The organism is Fundicoccus sp. Sow4_D5 (assembly GCF_052116365.1).
Taxonomy (GTDB): Bacteria; Bacillota; Bacilli; order Lactobacillales; family Aerococcaceae; genus Fundicoccus.
In genome coordinates, this window is sequence record NZ_JBQKLF010000009.1 from 60,106 (window position 1) to 86,232 (window position 26,127).

Here is a 26,127-nt window from a genome sequence, read left to right on the forward strand (position 1 = left end):
CCACTAGAAAATTTAATTCAACCATACGCTTAATCGGCCTATTTTGTTTACCTTAAGTTAATCTAAATCTATTATACTAGTGAGTGAGGTGAGACGAATGTTTAGATTATTAGTTGTAGAAGATGATAAAAATACACGTGAACTAATCAAAGCTATCTTAGAAGCGGAACATTACTCTGTATTTACAGCTGAGAATGGCGAATTAGCTTTAGCTTTAATGGAAAATGAACATATCGATTTAGTCGTTTTAGATGTTATGATGCCCCACATGGATGGCTATGAATTCACAAAAGCTTTGCGAACAATGGACAATGATCTGCCTATCCTAATGGTATCTGCCAAGCAATTGCCTCAAGACCGAAAACTTGGCTTTATTGCTGGTATCGATGATTTTATGACGAAACCTTTCGATGAAGAGGAACTTTTATTACGTATTACTGCTTTATTAAGACGGGCCAAGATTACTTCTGAACGTCGCATCATCATCGGTGAGGTCACCTTGGACTTTGATAGTTATACTGTCAGTCGTTCAAATGAAGAAAGTCAAACCTTACCCCAAAAAGAATTTCAATTGTTATATAAACTGCTCTCCTATCCGGGGACAATTTTTACCCGTATTCAGCTAATGGATGAAATCTGGGGCGTCGATAGTGATACTGGTTGGGAAACAGTAACGGTACATATTGCAAAACTAAGAAAACGTTTCTCGGACTGGCCTGAATTCAAATTGGAAGCAGTGCGAGGTTTGGGCTACCGGGCGGTGAAGTTACTATGACGAGGCACCAACACCCTCATCAAATCAAAGAAAAGCGTCATATCTTTTTCAAACATACATTGCTGCCTCGCACCATTTTAACGATCTTATTTACTTTTATTGTCTTTATCATTCTAGTGATTACAATGTTCTTAGTGGGTTTAATTATGCTGCTGCTGGTTCAAACGCAAATTTTAGCTGAAACATCTTTGGCTAATTTTCATTATATGCCGATTATAATTTTTGCGATTGTCAGTATTGTGATTGGCACTTTGGTTACTACCCTCTTTAGTTCAATCCCTTTGAAACCCGTTCATATTCTAATTGAAGGGATGGATCAACTTGCTCATGGCAACTTTGATGCACGAATCACTTTGGGGAATAATCAACTGGCACAGCGTTTAGAAAGTAGTTTTAACCGAATGGCCGAAGAGCTTGGTCAAACAGAAATGTTACGTTCCGACTTCATCAACAATTTCTCACATGAATTCAAGACGCCGATTATGTCCATTCGCGGTTTTGCGAAGTTACTGCAAAAAAATCATTTACCTGAAGAGAAACGGGCTGAATATTTAGCCATTATTGTCGATGAAATGACACGACTAGCTGATTTATCGACCAATGCCCTTAATTTAACCAAAATTGAGAATCAGATTATTCTGACAGAGGTGACGTCTTTCAACTTATCCGAACAATTACGTAATTCAATTCTATTACTCGAACAAAAATGGGCGCAAAAACAGCTAAGGATTCTTCCAGAATTCGATGAGTATACGATTGATGCCAATGAAGAGTTATTGAAGCAAGTTTGGATTAATTTATTAGACAATGCCATTAAGTTCTCTCCAGAAAATAAATCCATCCGTATCACCCTAGAAGCTATTGATGAGTTTTATCACGTTAATATTTACAATACAGGCCCAGTGATTGAGGAAGAAAACTTACGTAAGTTATTTAACAAGTATTGGCAAGCCGATTCATCTCATTCTGGTTCAGGCTCTGGTATTGGTTTATCGATTGCTAAAAGCGTTGTGAACCTACATAATGGTCAGATTATAGTTGAAAGTCGCCCAGAATGGACCTTATTTTCAGTTGTTTTACCTAAGCAGGTAGAAAGTCAAATCAAAATTACCTCAAACGATTAGTCCTTACATCCATATTTTCAAAAGTTTAGTTTCAGTTAATCTTTGAAAGGTATTATGGCATCGATTGATAGAAAGGAGCAGATGATGTTAAAACTATTTAAAAATTTCACAAAAAAAGAAACGCTACTGGCTTTAATTAGTGTGGTACTTATTATTTTTCAAGTATGGCTAGATTTAAAACTGCCAGACTATATGAGTGAAATCACCCTTTTGGTACAAACCGAAGGCAGTCACTTATCGGATATTTACCAAGCAGGAGGCATGATGTTACTGTGTGCCTTTGGAAGTTTAATTACAGCAGTGCTTGTTGCGATAACTGCTGCTAGAATCTCTACTAATTTCGGTGCCAACTTAAGATACAAGCTATTTGCTAAAGTCTTAGATTTTTCACTGGAAGAAATTAGTCTATTTTCTACTTCAAGTTTAATTACACGTTCTACAAATGATATCACCCAAATTCAACTATTAATTATCATGGGGCTACAAGCCATCGTTAAAGCGCCTATATTAGCCTTTATGGCGATTACCAAAATTACAGGCAAAAGTTGGCAATGGTCATTAGTGACGGCGGTTGCGGTGGTTGTTCTGCTGATTGTTGTATTGGGTATCTTGATGCTGGCAATGCCTAAATTTAAGTTACTCCAAAAATTGACAGACCGTTTAACGCACGTCACTCGCGAGAACTTAACCGGCTTAAGAGTTGTTAGAGCATATAATGCGGAAGCTTTCCAAGAAAATAAATTTGAGGTTGTTAATAATGACTTAACCAATACACAGTTGTTCACGACGCGTACGATGGCCTTTATGATGCCTTTTATCCAATTAGTTATGAACGGGCTTTCCCTTGCTATTTATTGGGTGGGAGCTATTTTGATTAATGAGGCTGGTTTATTCGATCGTTTACCACTGTTTTCCGATATGATTGTCTTTTCATCTTATGCGGTGCAAATTGTAATGGCCTTTATGATGTTAATCATGATTTTCTTAATCGTGCCGCGTGCGTCCGTTTCGGCTAAAAGAGTGCTAGAGGTATTAGAGACCCGTCCTAGTATTACAGATGGTGACATCGACGCATCTGTTTTAGATTCATCTGGTTCAATTGAATTTAAAGGTGTTAGTTTTAAATACCCAGACGCACAAAATGATGTCCTACAAGATATCAATTTCGTTGCTAACACGGGAGAAACCGTCGCTTTCATAGGCGCGACCGGTTCCGGTAAAACAACACTAGTCAATTTGATTCCACGTTTTTATGATGTGACTGAAGGCGAAGTCTTGTTAAATGGGATTAATGTCAAAGACTACAGCCAAGAAAACTTACACAACCACATCGGTTATGCTGCGCAAAAAGCGAGTCTTTTCGAAGGGACGATTAAATCCAATGTCCTTTACGGTCAGAATCAACAGGCTAAAATTTTAGACTCAGATATCCTAGAAGCCCTTGACATTGCTCAAGCGAGTGAATTCGTCGAAAGCTTAGAGGGTGGTTACGATTCTGAAGTGACAGCTGGAGGAACCAATCTTTCTGGTGGACAAAAACAACGCTTATCCATTGCTCGTGCGATTTCCCGACAAGCAGATGTCCTGATTTTTGATGATTCATTCTCGGCTTTAGACTACCGTACGGATCGCCAATTACGACAAGCTTTACGTGAAGAACGTGCCGATAAAACCAAATTAATTGTTGCCCAAAGAATTGGGACGATTAAAGATGCTGATCGTATTATTGTCTTAGATAAAGGACGCATTGTCGGAAACGGTCGCCACGAAGAATTAATGGAAAGCTGTGCAGTTTACCAAGAAATAGCTTACTCTCAGCTAACGAAGGAGGAGTTAGTTTAATGCAACATAGACCTGGCCTTGCAAGTGGCAAAATAACTGCTAAACCGACTAATTTTAAAGAAACTTGGGGAAAATTATTAAACTACTTTGAAAACTATTGGTGGATTATGATTCTCGCTTTGAGTGCTTCTGCGATCGGTTCGATTTTAACTTTAGTGGGTCCTGATAAATTATCTGAACTGACTGATATTATTACTAAAGGTTTAATGACAGAAATTGACATGGCAGCGATTCAAGCCATTGGTTGGACTTTAATCATTTTATACGGTCTTTCAGCTGTTCTTTCTTTAAGCCAAGGCTTTATTATGGCGACAGTCACTCAACGCATTTCTAAAAATTTACGCACTGATTTGTCTAAAAAAATCAATGACTTACCGATTGCCTATTTTGACAAACAGACGACGGGAGATATTCTCTCACGCGTAACCAATGATATTGATACAATTTCTCAATCCTTGAACCAAAGTATTTCAACTTTAGTTACGGCGATTACGATGTTGGTGGGTTCCTTAGTCATGATGTCAATAACCAATATCACATTGGCGATTACCGCTGTTCTTTCAACGTTAATCGGTTTTGCTTTAATGATGTTGATTATGATGCGTTCGCAGAAATTCTTCAAACGTCAGCAAAAAGATTTAGGTGAAATTAACGGTCATATTGAAGAAATTTACAGTAACCATCAAACAGTCAAAGTGTATAATGGCGCAGACGATGCACTGAATCGTTTTAATATTATTAATTATTCGCTTCAAGATAGCGGTTTTAAAGCTCAAAGTTTATCTGGTTTGATGATGCCGATTATGGGCTTCGTTGGTAACTTAGGTTATGTCGCCGTGTGTATTGTCGGAGCAATGTTAGTTTTCAAAGGCGATATTAGCTTTGGGGTGATTGTGGCTTTTATTCTATATGTTCGCTTCTTTACTCAACCTTTGAGCCAATTAGCTCAAGCCAGCCAATCTTTACAATCCACAGCAGCAGCTGCTGAACGTGTGTTTGAAATGTTGGATGCCACTGAGATGGATGATGAAAGTCAAAAGGTGTTGGCATTGGGGAATAGTCAAGGAAACGTCAGCTTTGAACACGTTAGCTTTGCTTACCCTAATTCAGACAAAAGCATCATTCATGACTTTTCTGCTGAAGCAAAAGCAGGCCAAAAGATTGCGATTGTCGGTCCTACGGGTGCTGGTAAAACGACCGTTATCAATTTACTGATGCGTTTTTATGAAGTCAGTGGTGGTTCGATTAAGATTGATGATATCCCAACAGCTGACCTCACGCGCGAAACGGTACGTGATCAGTTCAGTATGGTTTTACAAGACACTTGGATTTTCAATGGGACCGTTAGACAAAACCTTGTCTACTCTATCCAGAATGTCAGTGACGATAAAGTTATTGAAGCGAGTCGAGCGGTTGGTTTACATCACTTCATTTCAACTTTGCCTCTTGGATATGACACCGTCTTAAACGATCAAGTCAGTTTATCAGAGGGACAAAAACAACAGATTACAATTGCTCGTGCGATGATTGCTGATAAGCCAATGCTGATTTTGGATGAGGCTACTAGTTCTGTTGATACGAGGACTGAGCTACACATTCAACAAGCGATGGACCAATTAATGACCGGTCGCACATCCTTTATTATTGCTCACCGTCTATCCACTATTAAGAATGCCGATTTGATTCTTGTCATGAAAGACGGCGATATCATCGAAAGTGGCAATCATGACTACTTAATGACCCATGGTGAGTTCTATGCCAAGTTATATAATAGTCAGTTTGAAGTTGCATAAAGAAACAGTCAACCCTTTAGCTAGTTGCTTCTACTGATATAAAAACATCCTCCCATCCAGCTGTGTGTGATAGCGAATGGGAGGATGTTTTATTGTGTCTAATTTTTTAATTATCGTTTCTTTTCTTCTGGATTGTCGAGTAGGATTTCTGCTTCGTCTTCTGGCGCAACAATCACGTCACCGTCTTCCATTTGTTCTAACTCATCTAAAGTCGCTTGTTCTTCCACTTGCTCCAGTTCGTTTAACGCTGTGAGTTCATCAAGTTCTTCTTCAAGTGCCTCTTCTATATCCGCTTCAACGTCACTTTCTAGAGTATCTAATCTCTCAGGTTCATTTGGGGCGGTCCTTGTAACATCATCTGTCCCGAAGTCTTCCTCAAAAGGTTCACTCGTTGGAGCATTTTCAGGATCGACAACAGCATTTGCTGCAACGTCTAGTTGATCAAAGGTATCTGGTTCAGTGGTTGGTGCTTCTGTATAAACTTCTGCTTCCGGAACCACTTCCTCATTAACTGTTGGTTGGACTGGGTTCATCGTGCCTTTTTTTGTATCTATCGGACGGTTTTCACCTACAGCCCTAATCATTTCTTTAATCTGTTTATTCCCTTCAAGTTCATCAGTAGCATGTAATGCACCATATAGATAAATTCCGATTGCAGCTATTAGCAGTGCCCAAAGGCCTGACCAAGATGAAATCAGTGTGATAATAAAGATGACTAAGTAGACTGCGTGAATGAGAAAAAAGTTCGCATGCATGAATCTTATGACTCGATTCAAGTTCACACGATTAGGGACTAATTGTTTTAATTGTGAAAATGATTGCATAAATGCAGGCTTTGCTTCTGCTTCAACGGCTAAGGGTTTGCCACAAGTTTGACAGTACTTACCATCATGCTCTACTTTGGCTCCACAGTGGGGACAGTAATTCATAATGTTTCGCTCCTTTTTCTTAAATTGAAATCGCTTAATGTTAATTTAATTATAGCACTCTAAGAAATCATTACAAAATAAAAGACATCGCGCCCTATTTTTTTACTTATAATAATAATCACCAACTAGTTTTCATTAGCTGGCGATTGTACAAATTGCAACTTATAAATAATGGAAAATCGGCGTAATCCCACTAGTGGAATAATGGTTGAGATCGCGGGTGAAAATCAGCGCTTCAATGCCCGGCAGGTTTTCCACTAGTTCAACGGCTTTATGCGGTGTGTGGGCAAATAACACCGTCGTCCATAACTCGCCATCAATCGACTTATCCGAGACAATCGTTACGCTGGCAATCTCATTGTCGATTGGAAAGCCGGTCTTCGAGTCAAAGATATGATGATATTCTTTACCATCGACAAGCAACTTGCGCTCATAAATCCCTGAAGTCACGACCGACTGGTCCGTCACCTGAACGAGTCCCAGTAAGTCGCCCCTTATTGCATGGGGATTTTGCACCCCAATATTCCAAATGCCGTGAAGGTTTTTAGGTGAACGTCCGATGGTCAAGACGTTTCCTCCTAGGTTAATAATCCCCGCTTCGACTCCATGTTCTACAAAGAATTCTTTCAATCGATCTGCAAAATAGCCCTTCGCAACGGCTCCCAAATCCAATTCCATTCCCAGCTCTTCTAAAAAGACAGATTGCGTTGCTGGATCAAGTTGAATCCGTTCAGGATTAATTAATTTAAGCGTTGCCTCAATTTCTGCTTGGCTCGGAACTTGTGCGTCATTAAAACCGATATGCCATAATTTCATCAAGGGGCCAATCGCAATGTTCATCGCCCAATCAGACTTCAAGCTCATTTCCTTGCCGACTTGAATTAAATCAAACATATCCGGCGCCACTTTAACTGGCTGAATTCCTGCCTGTTGATTGACCTTCATCAAATCTGACTCAGGATTATGCGCACTAAATCGCTTCTCGTAATCTCGTAAGCGAACCTCCGCTTGTGCTACTAGTGCTTGTGCGTCTGGATGGTAAATAGTTAAGCTGATAATGGTGCCCATCAATCGGACCTGATGACTTACTTCATGCATGTGACTCCCGCCCCTTCTGTGTGTTGTTCTTTCTATTTTACCGTAATTTTCAGAAAGGAGCTAATATTATTAGGATATCTTTGGCGGGACATGCTTTGATGAACCAGCCACTCTTCCTTCAAAACCAGAAAAGCCAGCAGTGTCGTTCGCTCGAAGCTCACGACGATTAAAGTTAGCGGCTAGTTTGATAAAATCGTGCGGAACGCAGTGACGGACTCCTATTGGTCTTGGTGGATGAAAGTTTTTCAGTTAGTGTACTGACTGAAGTAAGTTTTCTTATGTCGTCGCAGCCACGAGAGAAGTTTGCTTCTGTCGTCGCAGCCACGAGCGGAGTTTGCTTCTGTCGTCACAGCCACGAGCGAAGTTTGCTTATGTCGTCGAAGCCACGAACGAAGTTTGCTTATGTCGTCGAAGCCACGAGCGAAGTGTGCTTCTGTCGTCGAAGCCACGAGCGAAGTTTGCTTCTGTCGTCACCGCAACGAGCGAAGTTTTCTTCTGTCGTCGAAGCAACGAGAGAAGTTTGCTTCTGTCGTCACCGCAACGAACGAAGTTTGCTTCTGTCGTCGCAGCCACGAGAGAAGTTTGCTTCTGTCGTCACAGCCACGAGAGAAGTTTTCTTCTGTCGTCGCAGCCACGAGCGAAGTTTGCTTCTGTCGTCACAGCCACGAGAGAAGTTTGCTTCTGTCGTCACAGCTACGAGCGAAGTTTTCTTCAGTCGTCGCAGCCACGAGAGAAGTTTGCTTCTGTCGTCGCAGCCACGAGAGAAGTTTGCTTCTGTCGTCGAAGCCACGAGAGAAGTTTGCTTCTGTCGTCGCAGCCACGAGAGAAGTTTGCTTCTGTCGTCACAGCCACGAGCGAAGTTTGCTTCTGTCGTCGCAGCCACGAGAGATGTTTTCTTCTGTCGTCACCTATTGTCCTTCAAGCACCCTCAAATTCTATCTACAGATTAATCTTCAGAGTGTTCTGATTTTCTTGGCACTTGATTGGGTGAGTGCTTATCATTGTATCTAAAGCTAATTTCAGAAAATAATTCATTTAAAGGCAGCTGTCCATTAGAATACTTTCTAGAATGAGGCAATCTTTTGAAATACTTGGCGAGCGTCTGATAGATTGCAGAATAACAAATAGTCGGACCTATGAGCCTTCCCACCTCAATCGCCGTTAAGTCCTCATAAGGAAATAAAATCCCATAATCACAAATTGTTCGGACAATTGCTTTTTCTCTACTTTCTGTATAGTGACAACTGCAACACTTAGCATGGTAGCGCTGAAACTCAATATCAAATGACGCACAATTCACACAATAAATACCTTTTTTTATTTTGGCGAATTCTTCTACTTTCAATGTCAGACGACGATCATCCGCTTGATGCTGACTCACCAACCAATTACTAAGGCGTTCATAACTTTGGTGGGGCGCTATTTGACAATTTTCTATCGCTTCCTTAATAAAGCGACGTAGCTTAGCACGTTTCAAATATGGTAGCGTCTCATCATCAATTTCAACCGTATCTTCTTCATTAATATAGACGACATAATTTTGAATCGGTAGTTTGAAACCATTCTGTTTTAACAGCTGACTTAACAAGCCCACTGTCCGTTCCAATTGTAGAAAATCATCATGATACTTCAACCGTCCATTCACTTGCCAACGCCCCTCTTTGTAATGATAATCAGCGGTATAATTTTTCACCTCAAAAACGGTCAACCCCAAATTGTTCACTAGAATCGCGTCAATCTGTATTTCACCACTTGGGGTTTTTAATCGAATATCCTGGAGTAACTGCCAATTTTTCGGCAAATATTGTCGCATAATCGCTCCAAATTCATGCTCCCCAAGCAAACCAGCTTGCTTATGCTTCAATTCTCGTTGCCCTTCTAACGTTAAACCTCCGCGCTTTTCCATCTCTTCTAACCACAATAAGTCCTGATGTTTTCGTAACTTCATTTCGCTCCTCCTGAAAGTCCTTTTATATAAGTACGTATTTACAGACAAAATATGCTTTTTAATTGGTTAAGTTTTTACTATGTTTTATGAAAATGAAAACTCAATTCGTTCATTAATCTCACAATTCAAGCATCGACGCTCACCCCTTTTAAATTATTAGGCAGCTTTTGTAAATTCGTCCGTCATTTCGTGGCGGACTCCTTGTGGTCTTCAGTTTTGGGGAGCATGATAAAAAGCCCACCGAATTCGGTGGGCTTTATTTAGTGATTGGTTAGATGAGGCTCATTCTGATGGCTTCTTTTTAATTTCTTCAAAGGATTCGTAATCGATTGGGAAGGCATCGTCGTTTCTAGTTGGATCGCTATTTTCTTCCTGGATAATAATATCGATGCTAGCTTCATTCTTGCCGACGAGACTTGCGAGGGATTTTCCGACGGTTTTGATTTGACGCATAATAAAATCTTCTTCTGTCATGGTTAGCCCGCTTTCTTTAACGTCATATTTTGACCGAAGATTATAAATTAGAAAACTTCAAAAAGTCTAGGAAATGGTCGGCCCAATGTTTCTCATGGTGGGTCGCTTGGGCAACAATGTGCAAGTCGATTTGATCAACCGGCAAACCGCTACGCAAGAGGCTTTGGTAATACCAGACTGTCGAGTTGATGTAAGCTTGGTTGATGCGGTTGTTTTTCATAAAGCTCTCGTCACCGGCATTGCCCTCGTTGGTTCCCACTTGGATAAAGACACGCGTGTCAGCTTTCAAGGGGTTGGCGTTAATAAAGTCTAAAAACTCACGTTCACTAAACCAAGACGCCAAAGAAAAAACGCCCAAATGGCCAAAAATCTCGGGATAGGCTGCGCCTATGTAAGCCGTGATAATACCACCCATTGAGCTGCCGGCCAATAAAGTCGACTGAGCTTCAGGACGCGTGCGGTAATGGCTATCAATGAAAGGCTTGAGCGACTCAACGACCCATTGGCCGTAAGCCATGCCGTCTCCACCCGCTTCCATAAATTCAGGCGTTTGGCTGTTATCAACTGGCCAAGGACCATATTCATCCAAACGGCGCTCGCCGGCATTATCAATCCCTACCACGATGACTTTCTGTAATTCTGGGTGGTTTTTAATCGTTGGAATGACTTTCCAGGAATATCCCGAAAAGGATTCCTTACTATAGAAGACATTCTGACCATCATGTAAATAGACCACCGGATAGTTGGCGCTCGTTTCCTTGTCATAATCTTTCGGCAACAAGACGCGCACCCGACGCTTCTGTTGATAATAGGGCACGTTCACGTGATGCGTGTCCATTTTTAAGTAGTAGTAATCTGCACCTTTAAATTTCACACTTATTCCTCCAAACTGACACTATTGCTGCAAAACAGCTGTGATTTCTTCATAGTCTTCAAAGGAAATAGTTTCTAAATCCTCTAAAGCAGGCACTCGTTCGCTCGTTGCTTGATGGGTCGCGCTGATGAGCGTATCGGTCATGGCGCTTTGCAAGTTCGCGTAGACTTGATTGCCATACACTTCCCGTTGCAAGTCTTCATCAATATCAAGCGTCATCTTGCTGGTTAAGGTCTGGGCCGCTTGATCAACTTCCAACACTAAAGAATAGTGCGTTCCTTGTGGATAATAAGTAACTAATCGCTCCTCGTTAGCCGTCAAGTAGTCACTCAAATCGACCGTTGCTTTAACTAAGTCGCCTTCAACCGTGAAGTCAGAAAACTGCCAATCAGGATTCAGGAAAAACTGATAGCCTTGTAAATGGAAGCCGGTAAACGCCTCATTATCTGCTTCAGCTTTCACTAAACGACCATCCACTGCCGCTGCAATTTCTTGAACACGTGCTTCGTAGTTCGGGTCGTATTTCGACGTCCAAGCCACTGTGCTTTCTAACAGCTTTACCATATCAGAGACCTCGACTCCATTATCATATAAGTAAACCACCAACGTCATGCCAGACGTTAGCTCAGCTTCAGGAATTTGAGTCGTATGTTTCATGCCTGCAACTGCTTGATCGTAAACCATCGTCACGAGCGATTCTTGAGTTGCATTCTCGATGGTTACCTGTGACTCGACCGTTTCTAACGCCGCAAATGCAGCAAGCACCGCCTTGAAAGTCGCCTCGTTTTCAACTGTACTTAAATCCACTACACTAGCTGCTTGGACAGTCTTAATCGTCCAGACATTCCACAGTATTAATATCATCATTAATTTTTTCACGGCACACCACCCTTTCAATAAAATCAGTCTATCACACTAAGAGAATATGCTTAACAGCACTCTTAGCTATTCACCGCAAAGAAGCGCCAAGCGCTGACTTGGATAATTAGACAAAGCCTTTGCCTTCAGCCCGTCCATAATGCCAATCCTTCTTGTATAGTTTAGCACACATTCCGCCCTTAGAATATGTTCATCTACTAGCCACAAGCAACCTCCTCACAGTTTAAATTCATTAAAAAACCGCCATAATCAAATGGTCGGCATATGGCTTCCTCTTAAAATAAACCAAACACAAATTGCCCCAGCAAAATCATACCGATGGCAGCGAATAAAATCACCATACCTTCAAAACTGTTTGCTTTTCGATACTCTCGCCACGCCGTCCACAATAAACTAAGCCCTGCTAGCAATTGTACAATCAAACTAAAGGTTTCGTTATCAATGACACCTGTCATAACGCCAAGCAAATTCACAACCAGTACGCCAATAATCCCGAAGCGCACCCAATTATCTAATGTTTTCCCCTTCAAACAATCGCCTCCATTATATATACTGTGTAGTTTACCATACTTCATACAAGCTAACACGTAAAAAAAAAACGCCAAAAGCGCCTAAGTAGCTCTAACGCTCGCTTGGCTTCACGCAGCTAAAGCTTAGTAATACTACAACCCAATATCCGCTAAAATTTGTCGGAATTCCTCAGCCGTAATGGTCGTCAATTCATCCATACTGGGCACTTTCTCGTCCGATGGAGTCATCACAACATTGACATTCGTATCCGATAACATTGATGCCACGCTGATTCCTACTCATCCTCTGTACTTTCTGCAGCCAAAGCTTACTCCTCCACATCGATCGTCAACGTTGATGTCACACTAGTCGTCGCTGGATCAAACGTGTAAGCCATTGAAAACTGCGTCCCTTCAGGTTATAAAGACGACATCTCAGGATTTTCAGTCATATAGCTTTCAGCATCAATCGTCACCGTCACTACGTCACCTTCCTTAGTAATCTCTGTAAACTCGATAGCTTCTGCCAAGAACATATTATCTGAAGCGTCCACCTCAAGTCCTTCAGCCGGTGGCGTCAGTACTAAAGTCTTCCCCGACTAGCGAGCGCACTTTTTTAACTTGCGCTTCAAAATCAGGATTTAAAGCACTCATAAAAGAGGTAGAAGACTCTAAGTAAGATACCTCTTCCGAAATCATCAAGCCATCATTATAAACATAATTAAGCAAAGTCATTAACTCATCTATAGTCACTCGCCACAATGACCGTCGTCACTTTCGTCACTTTCGTCGCCTCAGTCGCTTTGTCGTAAATCATCACCGTCGATCCGCCCGTCATCTCATCGCTCATCTTTGAACGATAACCGTCCAACTCATTAAACTGCGTCAGAACACTTCGAATATACTCCTCATCACTCATCGACCCTTGATCGAAATTAATCGTCGACACCGCTTGAACCTAGTGACTCATCGAATCATCCACCGATAAGAAACTCATGGGCACAAATCCTAACCAAGCCGCCACACTCGCTCATCTGGCTAAATAATTTTCCATAAATACCCGTTTGACCAATCAAAACCCAACAAACGACAATAACTCATCACACAATAGGGCTTTAGTTTTCACAACTTTTGATAATTTTACTATAATACAAATACTTTTACAGCCCGATTAATATGTCTTATAAATGAAAAACCGTAGGATTCACAAACGGAATCCTACGGTTGATGATTAGCTTGACTCTTAAGCGATTGGGTCACTTGGCAAATCATTTAATGACGGTAAATAGCTACAGCTTCATGGTCACACGAAGGGACTTCCGCTTTTAAGACCGCTAAGATTTGGTCAACCTTGTCTTGAGCAGATAACGTTAGAATCGTCGGCCCTGCTCCACTAATCACCGTTGCGTAGGCCCCTTGTGCCAATGCAAGGTCTTTGACCGGTTGAAACTGTTCGATTAATTGTTGACGGTAAGGTTCATGCAACATATCACGCATCATCATCTGCCCCATGGTATCATAATCCCCATTTAACATCGCCATCAACATCACATTACCTATCGCATTTTGTTCGGCAGCTTCTGAGTGTTTATAGTTTTGAGGTAAAATTCGGCGCGCTTCTTGGGTACTTAATTCGTAAGCTGGCACACTTAAAATTAAACTGACACCAGCAAAATCTGCCGTCTGGTAAAATACTTCTTGATTGGCATAATACCCCACGAATAAGCCACCTGTCACACAAGGCCCAATATTATCCGGATGTCCTTCAATTTGGCTCCCCAATAAAATTCGCTCATGTGATGTTAAGTTTAAATCGGCAAAGTGATTGGCCAATTCAATCCCGGCAACAATCGCGCTCGACGAACTGCCGAGTCCATGTGTTAAAGGAATCTCACTCGCCATATGCAGATGCAAAGTTGGTAGCTCTTTACCATATTGTTTGGCAATTGCTTTTGCCGTTTGAACCACCAAATTTGCTTCATCACGTGGTAAAACGTTTAGAAAGGCTTGTTCAAAATCAACTTGCCATAAATCACTTTCCCAAGCTTTAATCGTTAAAAATTTATCAACCGCTAAACCAATTGAATCAAAACCGACCCCTAAATTAGCACTAGTGGCGGGAACTTTACAGTAAAATATGTCCTTATCACTTGTCATGACTTTCTAACTCCATTCTTTTCCTTCAATCGGATAAGCGGCTAAGACCTCCGCTGTCTTCTCCAGTTGTTCCAATTCTGTCGGGGTAAGGACTGTCGTAATCGCGACAAAGTCCTGGTCGTTTGCGACGATTTCTGCCAAGCTCTCACTGTCATGAGGTTTTTCAGCCAGGCGGACATAATATGATCTGGCCGTTTGGTCTGCCACAATCGTGGCGCTTTGATTTGGTATCTTATTGGCCTGCTGCGTAGCACTGGTAATGTTCATGACATCCGAAACAATTGCCGAGGCCGTTTCAAGGCCACCTGCTCCTGGACCGTAAAACATGACTTCACCTACGCCATTACCTTTGACAAACACACTGTTCATCGCATCATTGACATGGGCCAATTGATGCGTCATTGGTAGTAAGACTGGTTCCACATTGACAGAAACCATATCTTTGTCAGCATCGTGGCGGCTTTTTCCTAACAGTTTCATGACTAGACCTGCTTGATTTGCATAGTCTAGGTCAACCACTTCTACGTTTGAAATGCCACGGTGTTTGACATGATCTAATTGAATGGACCTGTTGTAAGCCAAACGCGATAAGAGCGCTATTTTGCGACCGGCATCGAAGCCCTCGACGTCATTGGTTGGATCGGCTTCCGCATAACCGAGTGCTTGGGCTTTATTTAGAGCAGCCTGGTAATCCCAACCATCTTGGGTCATGCGTGTCAGAATATAGTTGCTAGTACCGTTGAGAATACCCAACACTTGGCTGATTTGGTTACTGTTAAGTCCCGTTTGAATCCCACGGATAACCGGAATGCCACCGGCAACGCTAGCTTCATAGGCTAGCACCACTTTGTGCTGATTCGCCAGTTGACTTAATTCATCGATATGTAAGGCCAGTAAATCTTTGTTTGCTGTGACAACATGCACGCCATTGGCTAGGAAGCGCTGAATAATGGCACGCGTTTTTTCAATGCCGCCCATGACTTCGACCACCAAATCCACATCGCTTTCATAGATTGTATTGATATCATCGGTGATGGTTATCCCTGTCAGATCAACGTCACGTTGCTTCGTCACATCATTGACAAAAGCATGAGTAACGGTTAGCGTTTCGCCAATCGACTGACTGATTTTCTCGTGATTAATTTGTAAGAGTTCAACGACTCCAGAACCTACCGTACCTAAACCTAGAATTGCGATCTTCATATTCTTATCTTCCTCTACCTTCTTCATTGTTTTCTCATCTAATTATAATTATTTTACCGTAAATGCTATGTTTTTGCTAGCCGTTATTGTATTATTGTAAGAGATGAAATGAATAAAAAGGACGTATGTATATGAAAGTAGCGAAATTCGGAGGTAGTTCTTTAAGTTCTGCGAGCCAGATTAAAAAGGTTGCCAATATTATTAAAAATGACCCAGATATTCGAGCAGTTGTTGTTAGCGCGCCAGGTAAGCGTGAAGAATCGGATACGAAAGTGACTGATTTATTAATTGCTTTATTTACAAACCATTTAGCAGGGCTTGATGTTCAACCTGCCCTTGAGAGTATACTCAAACGGTATCTGTTGATTGTTGAGGAATTAGGTTTATCAACCGCTCTAATCGAGCGTTTCGACCGAACTTTGCGTGGCTATTTGGCGATGATCAAAGATGAGGCACGATTATTAGATGCCTTAAAGTCAGCCGGTGAAGATTTTAATGCACAAGTTGTCAGTGATTATTTAACTAGCCTAGGCATCCAATCGGCCTACTTATCTCCCAAAGATGCAGGTATTTTTGTAACAGATGAGCCTTCAAACGCCCAACTATTACCCGAATCCTATGATAATTTGAAGCAATTGATTGGAAACGAGTCTTTGATCGTGATTCCAGGTTTCTTTGGTTATTCGAAGAAAGGCGACATCGTTACTTTCCCACGTGGCGGTTCTGATATCACTGGGGCTATTGTGGCTCGCGGTTTAGAAGCCGATGTCTACGAGAACTTTACTGACCAAAGTTACATCTTCTCTGCTCACCCGGGTCATGTTCGCAATCCTCACGCGATTAATGCTATTACTTACCGAGAAATGCGAGAACTATCTTACTCAGGTTTCAGCATTTTTCATGATGAGGCGCTGGAGCCTTTGTATCAAGTGAAAATCCCCGTTCAAATCCGTAACACCAATCAGCCGGAAATTAAAGGTACACGGATTGTGGCGGAGCGTCGTGATGTCAGCGAATATCCTGTCATCGGGATTAGTAGTGATGAAGGGTTTACGGCCATTACGATGCGACAGTATTTATTAAACCGCGAAGTGGGTTACACGCGTCGTTTGCTACAAATTTTTGAAGACCATAATATTTCGATTGAGCATATTCCTTCAGGAATTGATAACATCTCGATCATTATTCGCTCTCACCGTCTAAAAGATAATGAGTTAAACCAAATTGTGCAAGAAATCCAAGATAAATTGAATCCAGAATGGGTGCAAATCGAAGAAGATTTAGCCATGATGGTTATTGTGGGCGAAGGCATGCGTGATGTGACTGGTTTAGCCAATAAAGCCACGAGTGCTTTGGCTGAGAAAAACATTAACATTCGCATGATTAACCAAGGGGCGTCCGAAATCAGTATGATTTTTGCGATTGCGATTAAGGACCAGAAGAAAGCTCTAGCAAGCTTGTACGAAAAATATTTCAACGAATAAACGCTAGAACCTCACGCCTGTGAGGTTTTTTCGTCTGTACATTTGAGTAAATGACTCCTTTGATATCAGAGTAACTAGACCTCAGGTGGGCGGCGCCGACGATGTATTTTCATATATAGACCTATTGAATCGCCTGGAGTTTGTGATATAATAAACAATGACATAATCATCGGGAGGGATTAATATGGAATTGGGAGTAACAAATTTTTCGACGACAATCGCTAAGGCCTGTCATAAAAAAGAAGCATTATTTAATGAAAGCAAGTGGCGCTACGCTTTAAGGGCGACTTTAGCGGGGGCATTCTTGACCTTAACAACGGCTGTCGGTGGGATTGCAGCTGATAATAGTATGTTAATTCATCCAGCTCTAGGTAAGTTTGTTTTTGCTTTTTTGTTCGCTTGGGGCTTAGTATTTGTCTTATTCCTCAACACGGAATTGGCGACATCCAACATGATGTTTTTAACAGCCGGAGTGTATTATAAATCAATCAACATCTCAAAGGCTGTGAAAATTTTATTATACTGTACCCTCTTCAACTTGGTGGGAGCTTTATTGATTGGCTGGCTGGCAAGTTTCAGCGCCCCTTTCATGAGCCTGAGTGAGTCAAGTTATCTAGTCACGACGGTTGCTGGAAAGTTGGCAAAACCAACTGGGCAAATTTTTGTCGAAGGAATTCTGGCAAATGTATTTGTGAATATTGCTATCTTAGGTTTTCTGTTAATTAAAAACAGCTCAGCCCGGGTATCTGTTATTTTGGTAGCGGTCTTTATGTTTGTTTATTTAGGCTACGACCATGTGATTGCTAATTTCGGCTCATTTTCTTTAGTGATGTACAATCAAGCAACTTTAATTAGCGGCTTTGACGTTTTAAATATCCTTCGACAATGGTCAGCAGCTTTTGTTGGCAATTATGTCGGCGGCGGGATTTTGATTGGTCTGTGTTATGCTTATATGAATCAGACCCAAACTGTTTACCGCGATTAATTCGATGAGTTTAGACTAGCTTCTGTTTTCTTGGGAAAACAGAAGCTATTTTTGTGTATTGAGTTTTTGTGTGCCGTTAGCGGTTTTGCTGACGAAAATTAGAAATTGAAGATTAGGATTGAAGCGAACTGATGAGTTGTTGATTCACTCAAGCTCACATCAGCTACTCGTACCGTTTCTGGCAAAACTCAAGCTGCCATGCAACATTTAAATTAAAGCGAGCCCGACTGATTGTTTTCTTTAGTCGTGCTCGCTTGGTTTTCTAGGCTTGGGAAGTGCTCGTTTCGATTGAGCCAGTTTTATTTGAGGTATCTCATTATGAGGGCAAGTTGATATTTGAGTATTTCGTTAGGGTCTTTGAGGTCAGTTTTTAGAATTTCTTCGATTTTTTCCAGGCGATAGATAACAGTATTACGGTGAGTATACAAGACTAATGCCGTTTGACTTGTATTACCGTTTTGGTTAATCCATGTAAAGAGAGTCTCTAAGTATTGAGTTTTGTTGGCTTGTTCATAGCGGTAAAGATCGCCCAAGGTGGTTTCTACAAAGCTTTCCATTTGGTCTTTTGAGAAGACATTCAAAAGGAAATTGTGAACCAATAAATCTTGATAATGAATTAAATCGCGATCTAGAGGGAATTTTTTGCAAATATCGAGGGTTTTCACCGCTCTTTGATAAGGCTTAGCTAAATGTGTGAAATCCGCGGAACCACCGATGATTAATTTTAACTTTTGGATATGCTTGGGCTGGCCTAAGTAGTTGAGCAAGGCTTGCCCTCTTTTTATCTCCTCAGATTTTTCTGCGCTTGAACTTTCAGTCAAAACAATAATTTTTCCTTGATCACTAAAGCTGTTCACAATGAATTTAAGTTTGGGATAACTGCGATCTAATTTGGCAAGCAGTTGTTTACGTGCTTGATGTTCAATATTTTTCTGTAAAAGCGGCTCTTTTTTCTCGTCCTTTGTATAGTGAATTTCAATTATCGAAATCGTGTAAGCAACCTGGTCGTTGATATGATGAAGGCTTGCCAAGCGCGTCAGTTGTTCCGGCGTTAATTGGTGATGCCCAAGTAATTCGACTAAAAAATCTTTCTTCACTTTATTCTTCGAACGAGCCAATTCCTCACTACGAATTCTTTCAAGTGCATAGGACATCGAACTGTATTCTAAGGCTAAATAGTCCAATTGAGATAAACCTGCTTCTTTTAAAAACAGCAGAATATAGCCATAATGTTTATTCTGAATATTAATGGGACTAATCGCAATGTACTCTGTTTGTTTATGCCATTGGATTTCCCGAATAATTGGCTTCTTCAGTAGTTCAAACGACGGAGGCAAAGAGTCAAAAAAATCTTCTCTAAAAGTTGTTGCAAACTCTTCCTTAGCTAGCAGACGATTGACAATCTGTGTGTGCTTCTTCGGGTTAGCAAAATGAAGCATTTCAAAGTATTGGTCCAATAATACCACGGTTTTCCCCAACATCTCGGCGAGGGTTTTTGATATTTTTTCTGCTCCACCACCATTTAAAGATAATGAGAAAAATTCTTGATGAAGTGTCAGAGCACGTTTATTAGTGATGGTCGACGATTCAATAATTTCACTCAGAATAATATGGGTGATTTTCGAAAAAGATAAGCCATAAGGTAATTCAATAATCGGAAGATCCAATGAATTAGCAAAGTCTATCATCTCTTGAGAAATTGTTTTTAAGTATTGGTGCGGCTTGATACACAGTGCGGGACAATTAATATTTTTTAGCTTCATCATCACGGCTTTTTGTTTAGCAAAACTATCCTTGACAAAATAGCCAGAGGTGAGAAGTAATTCACCGGGTGAGAAGTAATTCACCGGGTGAAAACCAATCGATGGCATCCGGGTTATCCATGATGTTGACGGCTGAAACGGTATTTTCTAATGAAGTTTCACTTGTATTGGTGACTAATCTGAAATCAGCAAACTCTGGTATTCTCAAGAATTCTTTAATTGTTAGCATATAAAATCCTTTCATAGTCGGTGTCTTAGGCAAATTGCCTAAGTAAACAATAAAATAAGAGTATAGTTTAGCTATATTTAAAAACGCTTACAGCAATTATACTGATGGTAACATAAATAAGCAATATTCGGCCGATGTTGCAAAAAAATAAAGGAGCTACTCATCATGGGAGAATTTTTACACTGGAAAAAAGGTGATTGGGGCGCATTTTTCGGTCTCTTGGCTAATAACTTAACAAACTTTTTCACTTTGGCAGGTTTATTGATTTATACCGTTGGTTTTCCAGCCTCGTTCGTTTATAAGAATATTATGCCTGGTTTTGGTTTAGCAATTTTTGTCGCAGGTTTCTTTTATTGGTACGCTGGGAAAAACTTAGTCAAGAAGACGGGTCGACAAGATGTCACGGCTTTACCTTCAGGGGCTAGCGCACCGTCTATCTTTATTGTGATTTTCTTAGTGATTCAGCCGATTGCCCAACAAACGGGTGATATGTATTATGCTTGGAAGGTCGCTTTAGGTTGGTGTTTCTTAGAAGCTTTAATTGAAATGTCAGGTGCCTTTATTGGCGATTGGTTACGCCGCATCATTCCTAGAACCGTGTTACTGTCTGCTTTAGCAGGTTTAGGTTTATTATTACTCGCGATGAACCCGATACTACAATCCTTTGAGTCGCCCTTAGTTTCCTTAGTGATTATCGCAGTCATCTTTATTAACTGGTTTGGTTCAAAACCAATTTTTCCAAAAATCCCAACAGGATTCTTGATTATGGCATTAGGTACTTTACTGGCTTGGGTCTTTGGGCAAATGAGTGTACAAGGTGTGATGGTTGGGCTGGATCAAGTAAGTTTCGCTTACCCTATCTTACAATTACAAGAATTGTTTGCTGGGATTCCGCCTGCTTTTATTTTCTTAGCTTCGGCGATTCCTTTAGGGATTACAAACTTTATCTTTACATTAGAAAATATCGAATCAGCTTCAGCTGCTGGTGATGATTTCAACGTTCGAAATATTATGTTAGCCAATGGGCTATCATCGATAATCGGTAGTTTCTTTGGTAACCCAATTCCAACTACTGTTTATATCGGGCACCCGGGTTGGAAATCGATTGGTGCAGGTTCTGGTTACACTTTGATCACAGGCTTAGCCATCTTCTTAATTAGTTTGTTTGGTTTAGGTGGTTTGTTCTTAGGCGTGATTCCATTGAGTGCGGTTTTCCCAATTTTATTCTATGTTGGGATTGTGGTCGCCAAGCAAGCAGCGACCGAAAGTCCAAAAGAAGAGATTCCTGCTTTATTCGTTTCCCTCTTCCCATGGATTGCCAACTGGGCTTTGACACTGTTAAATAACACCTTATCTGCCGCAGGAACAAACGCGACTGAGGTTGGTTTAGAGGCATTTGAAAATGCGGGTGTTTACCACCGTGGCTTAACGGCCTTAGGCAGTGGTGCTCCGATCACAAGTATTCTATGGGGTTGTTTAGTGGTCTTTGCTGTGAAGAATAAGAGCAATGCGGCCATTGTGACGGCTTTACTCGGAGCTATCTTAACCTATACAGGTGTGATCCATTCGGTTAGCGTAGGACTTCATCAACAAATTGAGATTACAGGAGCTTATGCTTTAGTGGCGATAGTTTTCTTAATCAAAAAATTAAAAACAGCTAGCGACACTGAAGAAGCTTCATCTGTCGAAATCACACAAAACTAGGAGGGAAAAGATGACTGACTATCAAGAACTAGTAACAAATCATACAATTGCTGACATCATCGAGCTGCTTTCTTCTGAGCAGCTTGAGATTAACCAACCCGATGCTACTGGCAAAACCTTGCTCTTTCATGCGGTCAAAGCTAATCAATTTGACTTAGCCAAGGCACTGTTAAACAAAGGGGCTGATCCAAACGTTCGTGAAGAAACAATGTTAACCCCCTGGTTATTTGCCGGCTCAAATGGCTTGCATGATTTATTGGAGTTAATGACCCACTATCACCCTAAATTGGACGATGCCAATCGCTTTGGTGGCACTGCTTTAATTCCCAGTAGTGAAAAAGGCTTTCTAGCTACGGTACGTGTCGCCATTGAAGCAGGCGTGCCGGTCAATCAACAAAATAGTTTAGGTTGGTCTGCTTTACAAGAAGCAGCCATTCTTGGCAATGACAGTTATTTGTTCGCTGAAATTATCCGTCTGCTCTTAGCTCATGGCGCAAAGGTAAGTCTAACGGATTTCGAAGACAGGACAGCCCGCGATTGGGCGCTGGTCCATGGACACACGCAGATTGTCGCCTTATTAGACACGCCCTCCGCTAGTGAGGCGTCAGAACAAGCACTAGTCGACGCAGTCTATAGTGGGCAATACGAGGCAGCCTTAGCTTTGATCAATGAGGCACCGTCTGCAGAACATGACTTTTGGAAAGGCTTTGTCTATGAATTACAAGCTGATTATCAAACCGCCTTGGCGATTTATGAAGCAGCTTATCTTACCTACAAGGACGAGCAGTTCCTATTCTATCAAGCTTATGCGCTGAGAAAATTACAACAGCCAACGCAAGCACTGGCAGCATTTGACTTGGCGATTGAACGTCAACCGAACACTTTCTTTTACTTGTACCATAAATCAAATTACTTGAGAGAGTTAGGCCGGCATGAAGAAGCTGTGGCAGCAATGGACCAGTTATTAGCTAAGGATCCAGCTCGTTATGACTATTTATTCCATAAAGCCAATAGCTTACGAACCTTGGGGCGTCACGAAGAAGCAGTAGAAGCAATGCAACAGGCACGTCAGGCCAGTCCGACCAATCCTCTTTATCCTTTCAACCAAGCGCAATCTTACGTCTTACTCGGTAAAAAAGACGAAGCGCGCGAACTCTTGAATCATATTTTGACCGAAGGATCTTTCCCTCAAGCTGTCGCATTATTAGATGAATTACAATAGAAAGGTGGTAGCCGAATGACTATTAAAGCAATTATCAAACAGAACACTTACGTTGATTCCGTTTCCTTGATGGCCTTGTCAACGCGAGCCAATGATATCGAAGGGATTAAGCAAGTCAATATTTCCATGGGGACCGATAAAAACAAAGAAGTTTTGAGTAACAACGGTTTATTAACCGAGGAGGCTAAAAAAGCCACAGCTGGTGATTTAATTATTGTGATCGAAGGCGAAGAAAATCAGGACATGGCAGCCTTAAGCGACGCTGTGGAAGCCGCCATGTCTGCCAAAGCCTCTCAGGAGAGTTCTTCCGAAAAGACTGAATTTACATCCATTCAAAGTGCTGTCAAGCAAAGACCGGCTGCGAATTTAACCGTTATTTCAGTCCCAGGTGAGTATGCCTATCGCTATGCTAAACAGGCGCTTGATCAAGAAATGCATACCATGATTTTCAGTGACAACATGTCCTTGGAAGAAGAAATTCAATTGAAAACATACGCCCATGATAAAGGCTTGCTCGTGATGGGGCCAGATTGTGGCACGGCGATTATTAATGGCAAAGGTTTATGTTTCGCAAACGAAGTACGCCGCGGACCGATTGGGATTGTGGCAGCGTCTGGTACTGGTGCTCAAGAGATTAGTGTGTTAATCGATACGTTCGGTGGCGGTGTCTCGCAATTAATTGGTGTCGGTGGTCGTGATTTATCAGAAGAAGTTGGCGGCATTATGTTATTGGACGGTTTGATGGCCTTGGATGCTGACCCAGATACTGCGGTCATTATTCTCTTATCCAAAACGCCCGCTCCTGCCGTTGCTCAAAAGATTTATGCTCAAATTCCTAATGTCACTAAGCCAGTTATTATCTGCTTTATCAATGGTGATGAAGAAGAGATTACAAATTCTGGTGCGCATTATGCTAAAACTACGAAACGTGCCGCACTACGGGCTGTGATTCTCTCAGGTGTGCCGGAAGATTCGATTGACCAACACACTCTCAATCTACCTTTGATTGATGAGATAAAAGCTAAATTATCTGATGAGCAACAATATGTGCGTGGCTTATTCTGTGGTGGGACGGTTTGCCAAGAGGTTTACTACTTATTGAAAGAACAATACGATAATGTGTATTCTAACGTGGCCGACGAGGCCCATCAACCCGAGGATATAGACCGTTCTCAGGGACATACTTTAATTGATTTTGGTGCCGATGAATACACGCAAGGTCGCCCTCACCCGATGATTGATCCGACCTTACGTTTAGAGCGGATTGTTCAAGAGGCTAAGGATCCAGAAGTGGGTGTCATCGCGCTTGACTTTGAACTAGGTTACGGGTCAATGGCCGATCCTGTTGGTGTGACTCTGCCTGCTATAATTGAAGCCAAACGATTGGCCGAAGCACGCGGCAAGCATTTGGAAATATTAGGCTTTGTATTAGGAACCGATGGCGATCCACAAAACTTATCGCAGCAAGTGGCGATGCTTGAAGCAGCTGGCGTGACGATTGCAAGTAGTGTTGAAAACGTCGGCCTTCTCTCAAGAGGTTTTGTTGAAAAAGGAGGAACAGCATAATGTCTAAAATTAATGACTTATTTAAAGAAGAGTTATCGCTATTAAATATTGGCATCTCACTATTCGATCAAGATTATGTCAGTCAAAGGATTGAGCATGCAACCGTTCGTTTCTCTCCTCCTGCCGATGGCGATCGGGAGTTGCTGGAGATTCTTGACTACTTAGATCGTCCTGAGATTAAGGAGAAAATTGAGGCAGCAAATGAGGAAGTTGTCACACGAATCATTCAATCGCAGCCGACATTGATTGGCTATGATAAAGCTCTTAATGTCGTGCCGGGGATGCACGAAAAAATGATTCTACATGCAGGCCCGCCGGTAACTTGGGACAATATGTCTGGGCCTATGCGTGGCGCGGTAACAGGTAGTTTGATCTTCGAAGGCCTAGCAGAGACAATTGCAGAAGCGGAAGCCCTGGCTAGTTCAGGCGACATCGAATTTTCACCCTGTCATGAACATGATACAGTTGGCTCAATGGCCGGAGTCACTTCAGCGAATATGTATGTGCATATTGTCAAAAACAAAACTTATGGTAATATTTCCTATACCAATTTAAGTGAGCAATTTGCTAAAATCTTACGGATGGGTGCCAATGACCAAAGCGTGGTTGATCGTCTTGTCTGGATGCGTGATATTTTAGGACCCATGCTGAAAGAAGCAATGGAAATCGCCAAAGAAATTGACTTGAGATTGTTGCTCTCACAAGCCATCCATATGGGAGACGAGTGTCACAACCGGAACATTGCCGGGACCACCCTGCTACTGCAAGCCCTTTCGCCCTATCTAGTAAAAACGTCATTCACTGACGAGGAAAAAGCAGAGGTCTTTGAGTTTATCGGGGCATCTGATTATTTCTCTGGGCCAACCTGGATGGCGGTCGCTAAAAATTCATTGGACGCAGCGCATGGCGTTGAATACAGTTCGATTTTGACGACCATGGCTAGAAACGGCTTTGAGTTTGGGATTCGCGTGAGTGGTTTAGAGGGGCATCAATGGTTCACTGGACCTGCTCAAAAAGTTATTGGTCCACTGTTTGCAGGTTATAAGCCAGAGGATTCCGGCTTAGATATCGGGGACTCGGCGATTACTGAGACATATGGTTTCGGTGGTTTTGCAATGTCAGCGGCCCCTGCTATTGTGTCCTTGGTCGGAGGCACTGTTGATGATGCCATCAATACGACAAAGCAAATGTATGACATCACGACGACGGAAAACCCTAATGTGACCATTCCAATTTTAGGTTTTAGAGGATTACCGACTGGAATTGATTTTAGAAAAGTGATTGAACTGAATCTGCTTCCGGTTATCAACACAGCCATCGCTCATAAAGAAGCCGGCATTGGGATGATTGGTGCAGGAATTACAGCACCTCCTTTCGAAGCCTTTAAGAAAGCAGCCAAAGCCTTCAAGGAGCACATTGAATCATTAGAAAACGAGTCTTAAAAATGGAGCCATGGTGGGCATTGAGTTCACTGTGGCTTTTTATGTGCTTTGGAGAAGGGATTATCTGTGGGTGGTCTTTGGCGCTCACTTTCCTGAGGTGCCAGTTCTTTCATGCAAGCAGTTGGCA

The 26,127-nt window shown here is 41.7% G+C and carries 25 protein-coding genes; 10 read left to right on the forward strand and 15 right to left on the reverse strand.

The window, feature by feature from the left end:
- Positions 1–97: 97 nt before the first annotated feature.
- The 4 genes from ACTQ45_RS10450 (at position 98) to ACTQ45_RS10465 (ending at position 5,534) form a co-directional block, all read left to right on the forward strand.
- Entirely contained in the window at positions 98–775 is a 678-nt protein-coding gene (locus tag ACTQ45_RS10450; protein ID WP_441752600.1) for a response regulator transcription factor, read from the forward strand.
- Complete coding sequence (locus tag ACTQ45_RS10455; protein WP_441763651.1) at positions 772–1,899, forward strand: ATP-binding protein; 1,128 nt, start codon at positions 772–774, stop codon at positions 1,897–1,899. The genes ACTQ45_RS10450 and ACTQ45_RS10455 overlap by 4 nt, the downstream gene beginning before the upstream one ends.
- Before the next feature lie 84 nt (positions 1,900–1,983).
- The gene (locus ACTQ45_RS10460; protein WP_441763652.1) at positions 1,984–3,741 is read left to right on the forward strand and encodes an ABC transporter ATP-binding protein; all 1,758 of its coding nucleotides are present in this window, start codon (positions 1,984–1,986) and stop codon (positions 3,739–3,741) included.
- Positions 3,741–5,534, forward strand: coding sequence for an ABC transporter ATP-binding protein (locus ACTQ45_RS10465; protein ID WP_441763653.1), 1,794 nt, complete (start codon positions 3,741–3,743; stop codon positions 5,532–5,534). Before ACTQ45_RS10460 ends, ACTQ45_RS10465 begins: the two co-directional genes overlap by 1 nt.
- Positions 5,535–5,644: 110 nt before the next feature.
- Here the strand turns inward: ACTQ45_RS10465 and ACTQ45_RS10470 are convergent, their stop codons facing one another.
- The 13 genes from ACTQ45_RS10470 to ACTQ45_RS10530 form a co-directional block, all read right to left on the reverse strand.
- Complete coding sequence (locus ACTQ45_RS10470) at positions 5,645–6,463, reverse strand: hypothetical protein (RefSeq protein WP_441763654.1); 819 nt, start codon at positions 6,461–6,463, stop codon at positions 5,645–5,647.
- A gap of 162 nt (positions 6,464–6,625) precedes the next feature.
- Positions 6,626–7,561, reverse strand: a complete 936-nt coding sequence (locus tag ACTQ45_RS10475; protein ID WP_441763655.1) for an FAD:protein FMN transferase — start codon at positions 7,559–7,561, stop codon at positions 6,626–6,628.
- A 946-nt stretch (positions 7,562–8,507) separates the two neighbouring features.
- A complete protein-coding gene (locus tag ACTQ45_RS10480) occupies positions 8,508–9,509 on the reverse strand; it encodes a nuclease-related domain-containing protein (RefSeq protein WP_441763656.1) in 1,002 nt (333 codons plus the stop codon).
- 282 nt (positions 9,510–9,791) lie between these two features.
- Positions 9,792–9,983 (reverse strand): hypothetical protein, encoded by a 192-nt coding sequence (locus ACTQ45_RS10485; protein ID WP_441752607.1) that lies wholly within the window; start codon positions 9,981–9,983, stop codon positions 9,792–9,794.
- 40 nt (positions 9,984–10,023) lie between these two features.
- Positions 10,024–10,821 carry an alpha/beta hydrolase gene (locus ACTQ45_RS10490; RefSeq protein ID WP_441763693.1) on the reverse strand — a complete coding sequence of 266 codons (798 nt, stop codon included), beginning with the start codon at positions 10,819–10,821 and terminating at the stop codon, positions 10,024–10,026.
- A gap of 57 nt (positions 10,822–10,878) precedes the next feature.
- Complete coding sequence (locus ACTQ45_RS10495) at positions 10,879–11,736, reverse strand: hypothetical protein (RefSeq protein WP_441763657.1); 858 nt, start codon at positions 11,734–11,736, stop codon at positions 10,879–10,881.
- A 275-nt stretch (positions 11,737–12,011) separates the two neighbouring features.
- On the reverse strand, positions 12,012–12,266 hold the full coding sequence (locus ACTQ45_RS10500) for a hypothetical protein (protein WP_441752609.1): 255 nt from the start codon (positions 12,264–12,266) through the stop codon (positions 12,012–12,014).
- A 132-nt stretch (positions 12,267–12,398) separates the two neighbouring features.
- Positions 12,399–12,533 carry a hypothetical protein gene (locus tag ACTQ45_RS10505; RefSeq protein ID WP_441752610.1) on the reverse strand — a complete coding sequence of 45 codons (135 nt, stop codon included), beginning with the start codon at positions 12,531–12,533 and terminating at the stop codon, positions 12,399–12,401.
- Positions 12,534–12,664: 131 nt separating this feature from the next.
- Positions 12,665–12,799, reverse strand: a complete 135-nt coding sequence (locus ACTQ45_RS10510) for a hypothetical protein (RefSeq protein ID WP_441763658.1) — start codon at positions 12,797–12,799, stop codon at positions 12,665–12,667.
- A 10-nt stretch (positions 12,800–12,809) separates the two neighbouring features.
- Positions 12,810–12,998 (reverse strand): hypothetical protein, encoded by a 189-nt coding sequence (locus ACTQ45_RS10515; protein WP_441763659.1) that lies wholly within the window; start codon positions 12,996–12,998, stop codon positions 12,810–12,812.
- Positions 12,985–13,164 (reverse strand): hypothetical protein, encoded by a 180-nt coding sequence (locus ACTQ45_RS10520; RefSeq protein WP_441763660.1) that lies wholly within the window; start codon positions 13,162–13,164, stop codon positions 12,985–12,987. Before ACTQ45_RS10520 ends, ACTQ45_RS10515 begins: the two co-directional genes overlap by 14 nt.
- Before the next feature lie 353 nt (positions 13,165–13,517).
- Positions 13,518–14,402, reverse strand: coding sequence for a homoserine kinase (thrB, locus tag ACTQ45_RS10525; RefSeq protein ID WP_441763661.1), 885 nt, complete (start codon positions 14,400–14,402; stop codon positions 13,518–13,520).
- 6 nt (positions 14,403–14,408) lie between these two features.
- Entirely contained in the window at positions 14,409–15,632 is a 1,224-nt protein-coding gene (locus tag ACTQ45_RS10530; protein ID WP_441763662.1) for a homoserine dehydrogenase, read from the reverse strand.
- Positions 15,633–15,736: 104 nt separating this feature from the next.
- Between ACTQ45_RS10530 and ACTQ45_RS10535 the strand changes: the two genes are divergently transcribed.
- Both ACTQ45_RS10535 and ACTQ45_RS10540 read left to right on the forward strand, forming a co-directional pair.
- On the forward strand, positions 15,737–17,089 hold the full coding sequence (locus tag ACTQ45_RS10535) for an aspartate kinase (protein ID WP_441763663.1): 1,353 nt from the start codon (positions 15,737–15,739) through the stop codon (positions 17,087–17,089).
- Positions 17,090–17,273: 184 nt separating this feature from the next.
- Complete coding sequence (locus tag ACTQ45_RS10540; RefSeq protein ID WP_441752617.1) at positions 17,274–18,074, forward strand: formate/nitrite transporter family protein; 801 nt, start codon at positions 17,274–17,276, stop codon at positions 18,072–18,074.
- A gap of 299 nt (positions 18,075–18,373) precedes the next feature.
- Here ACTQ45_RS10540 and ACTQ45_RS10545 read toward each other — a convergent pair whose 3' ends face one another.
- Together ACTQ45_RS10545 and ACTQ45_RS10550 are read right to left on the reverse strand one after the other, a co-directional pair.
- The gene (locus tag ACTQ45_RS10545) at positions 18,374–19,945 is read right to left on the reverse strand and encodes a PucR family transcriptional regulator (RefSeq protein WP_441763664.1); all 1,572 of its coding nucleotides are present in this window, start codon (positions 19,943–19,945) and stop codon (positions 18,374–18,376) included.
- Positions 19,899–20,045, reverse strand: a complete 147-nt coding sequence (locus ACTQ45_RS10550) for a hypothetical protein (protein WP_441763694.1) — start codon at positions 20,043–20,045, stop codon at positions 19,899–19,901. Before ACTQ45_RS10550 ends, ACTQ45_RS10545 begins: the two co-directional genes overlap by 47 nt.
- A gap of 186 nt (positions 20,046–20,231) precedes the next feature.
- On the opposite strand from ACTQ45_RS10550, the gene ACTQ45_RS10555 reads away from it, so the two are divergent.
- From ACTQ45_RS10555 to ACTQ45_RS10570, 4 genes are read left to right on the forward strand one after another with little or no spacing between them, the layout of a single operon-like run.
- Positions 20,232–21,770, forward strand: a complete 1,539-nt coding sequence (locus tag ACTQ45_RS10555; RefSeq protein ID WP_441763665.1) for a hypothetical protein — start codon at positions 20,232–20,234, stop codon at positions 21,768–21,770.
- Positions 21,771–21,780: 10 nt separating this feature from the next.
- Positions 21,781–22,992 (forward strand): ankyrin repeat domain-containing protein, encoded by a 1,212-nt coding sequence (locus tag ACTQ45_RS10560; RefSeq protein WP_441763666.1) that lies wholly within the window; start codon positions 21,781–21,783, stop codon positions 22,990–22,992.
- A gap of 15 nt (positions 22,993–23,007) precedes the next feature.
- Positions 23,008–24,558 carry an acyl-CoA synthetase FdrA gene (fdrA, locus tag ACTQ45_RS10565; RefSeq protein ID WP_441763667.1) on the forward strand — a complete coding sequence of 517 codons (1,551 nt, stop codon included), beginning with the start codon at positions 23,008–23,010 and terminating at the stop codon, positions 24,556–24,558.
- Complete coding sequence (locus ACTQ45_RS10570; RefSeq protein ID WP_441763668.1) at positions 24,558–26,000, forward strand: DUF1116 domain-containing protein; 1,443 nt, start codon at positions 24,558–24,560, stop codon at positions 25,998–26,000. The genes fdrA and ACTQ45_RS10570 overlap by 1 nt, the downstream gene beginning before the upstream one ends.
- The last annotated feature ends 127 nt before the right edge of the window (positions 26,001–26,127 follow it).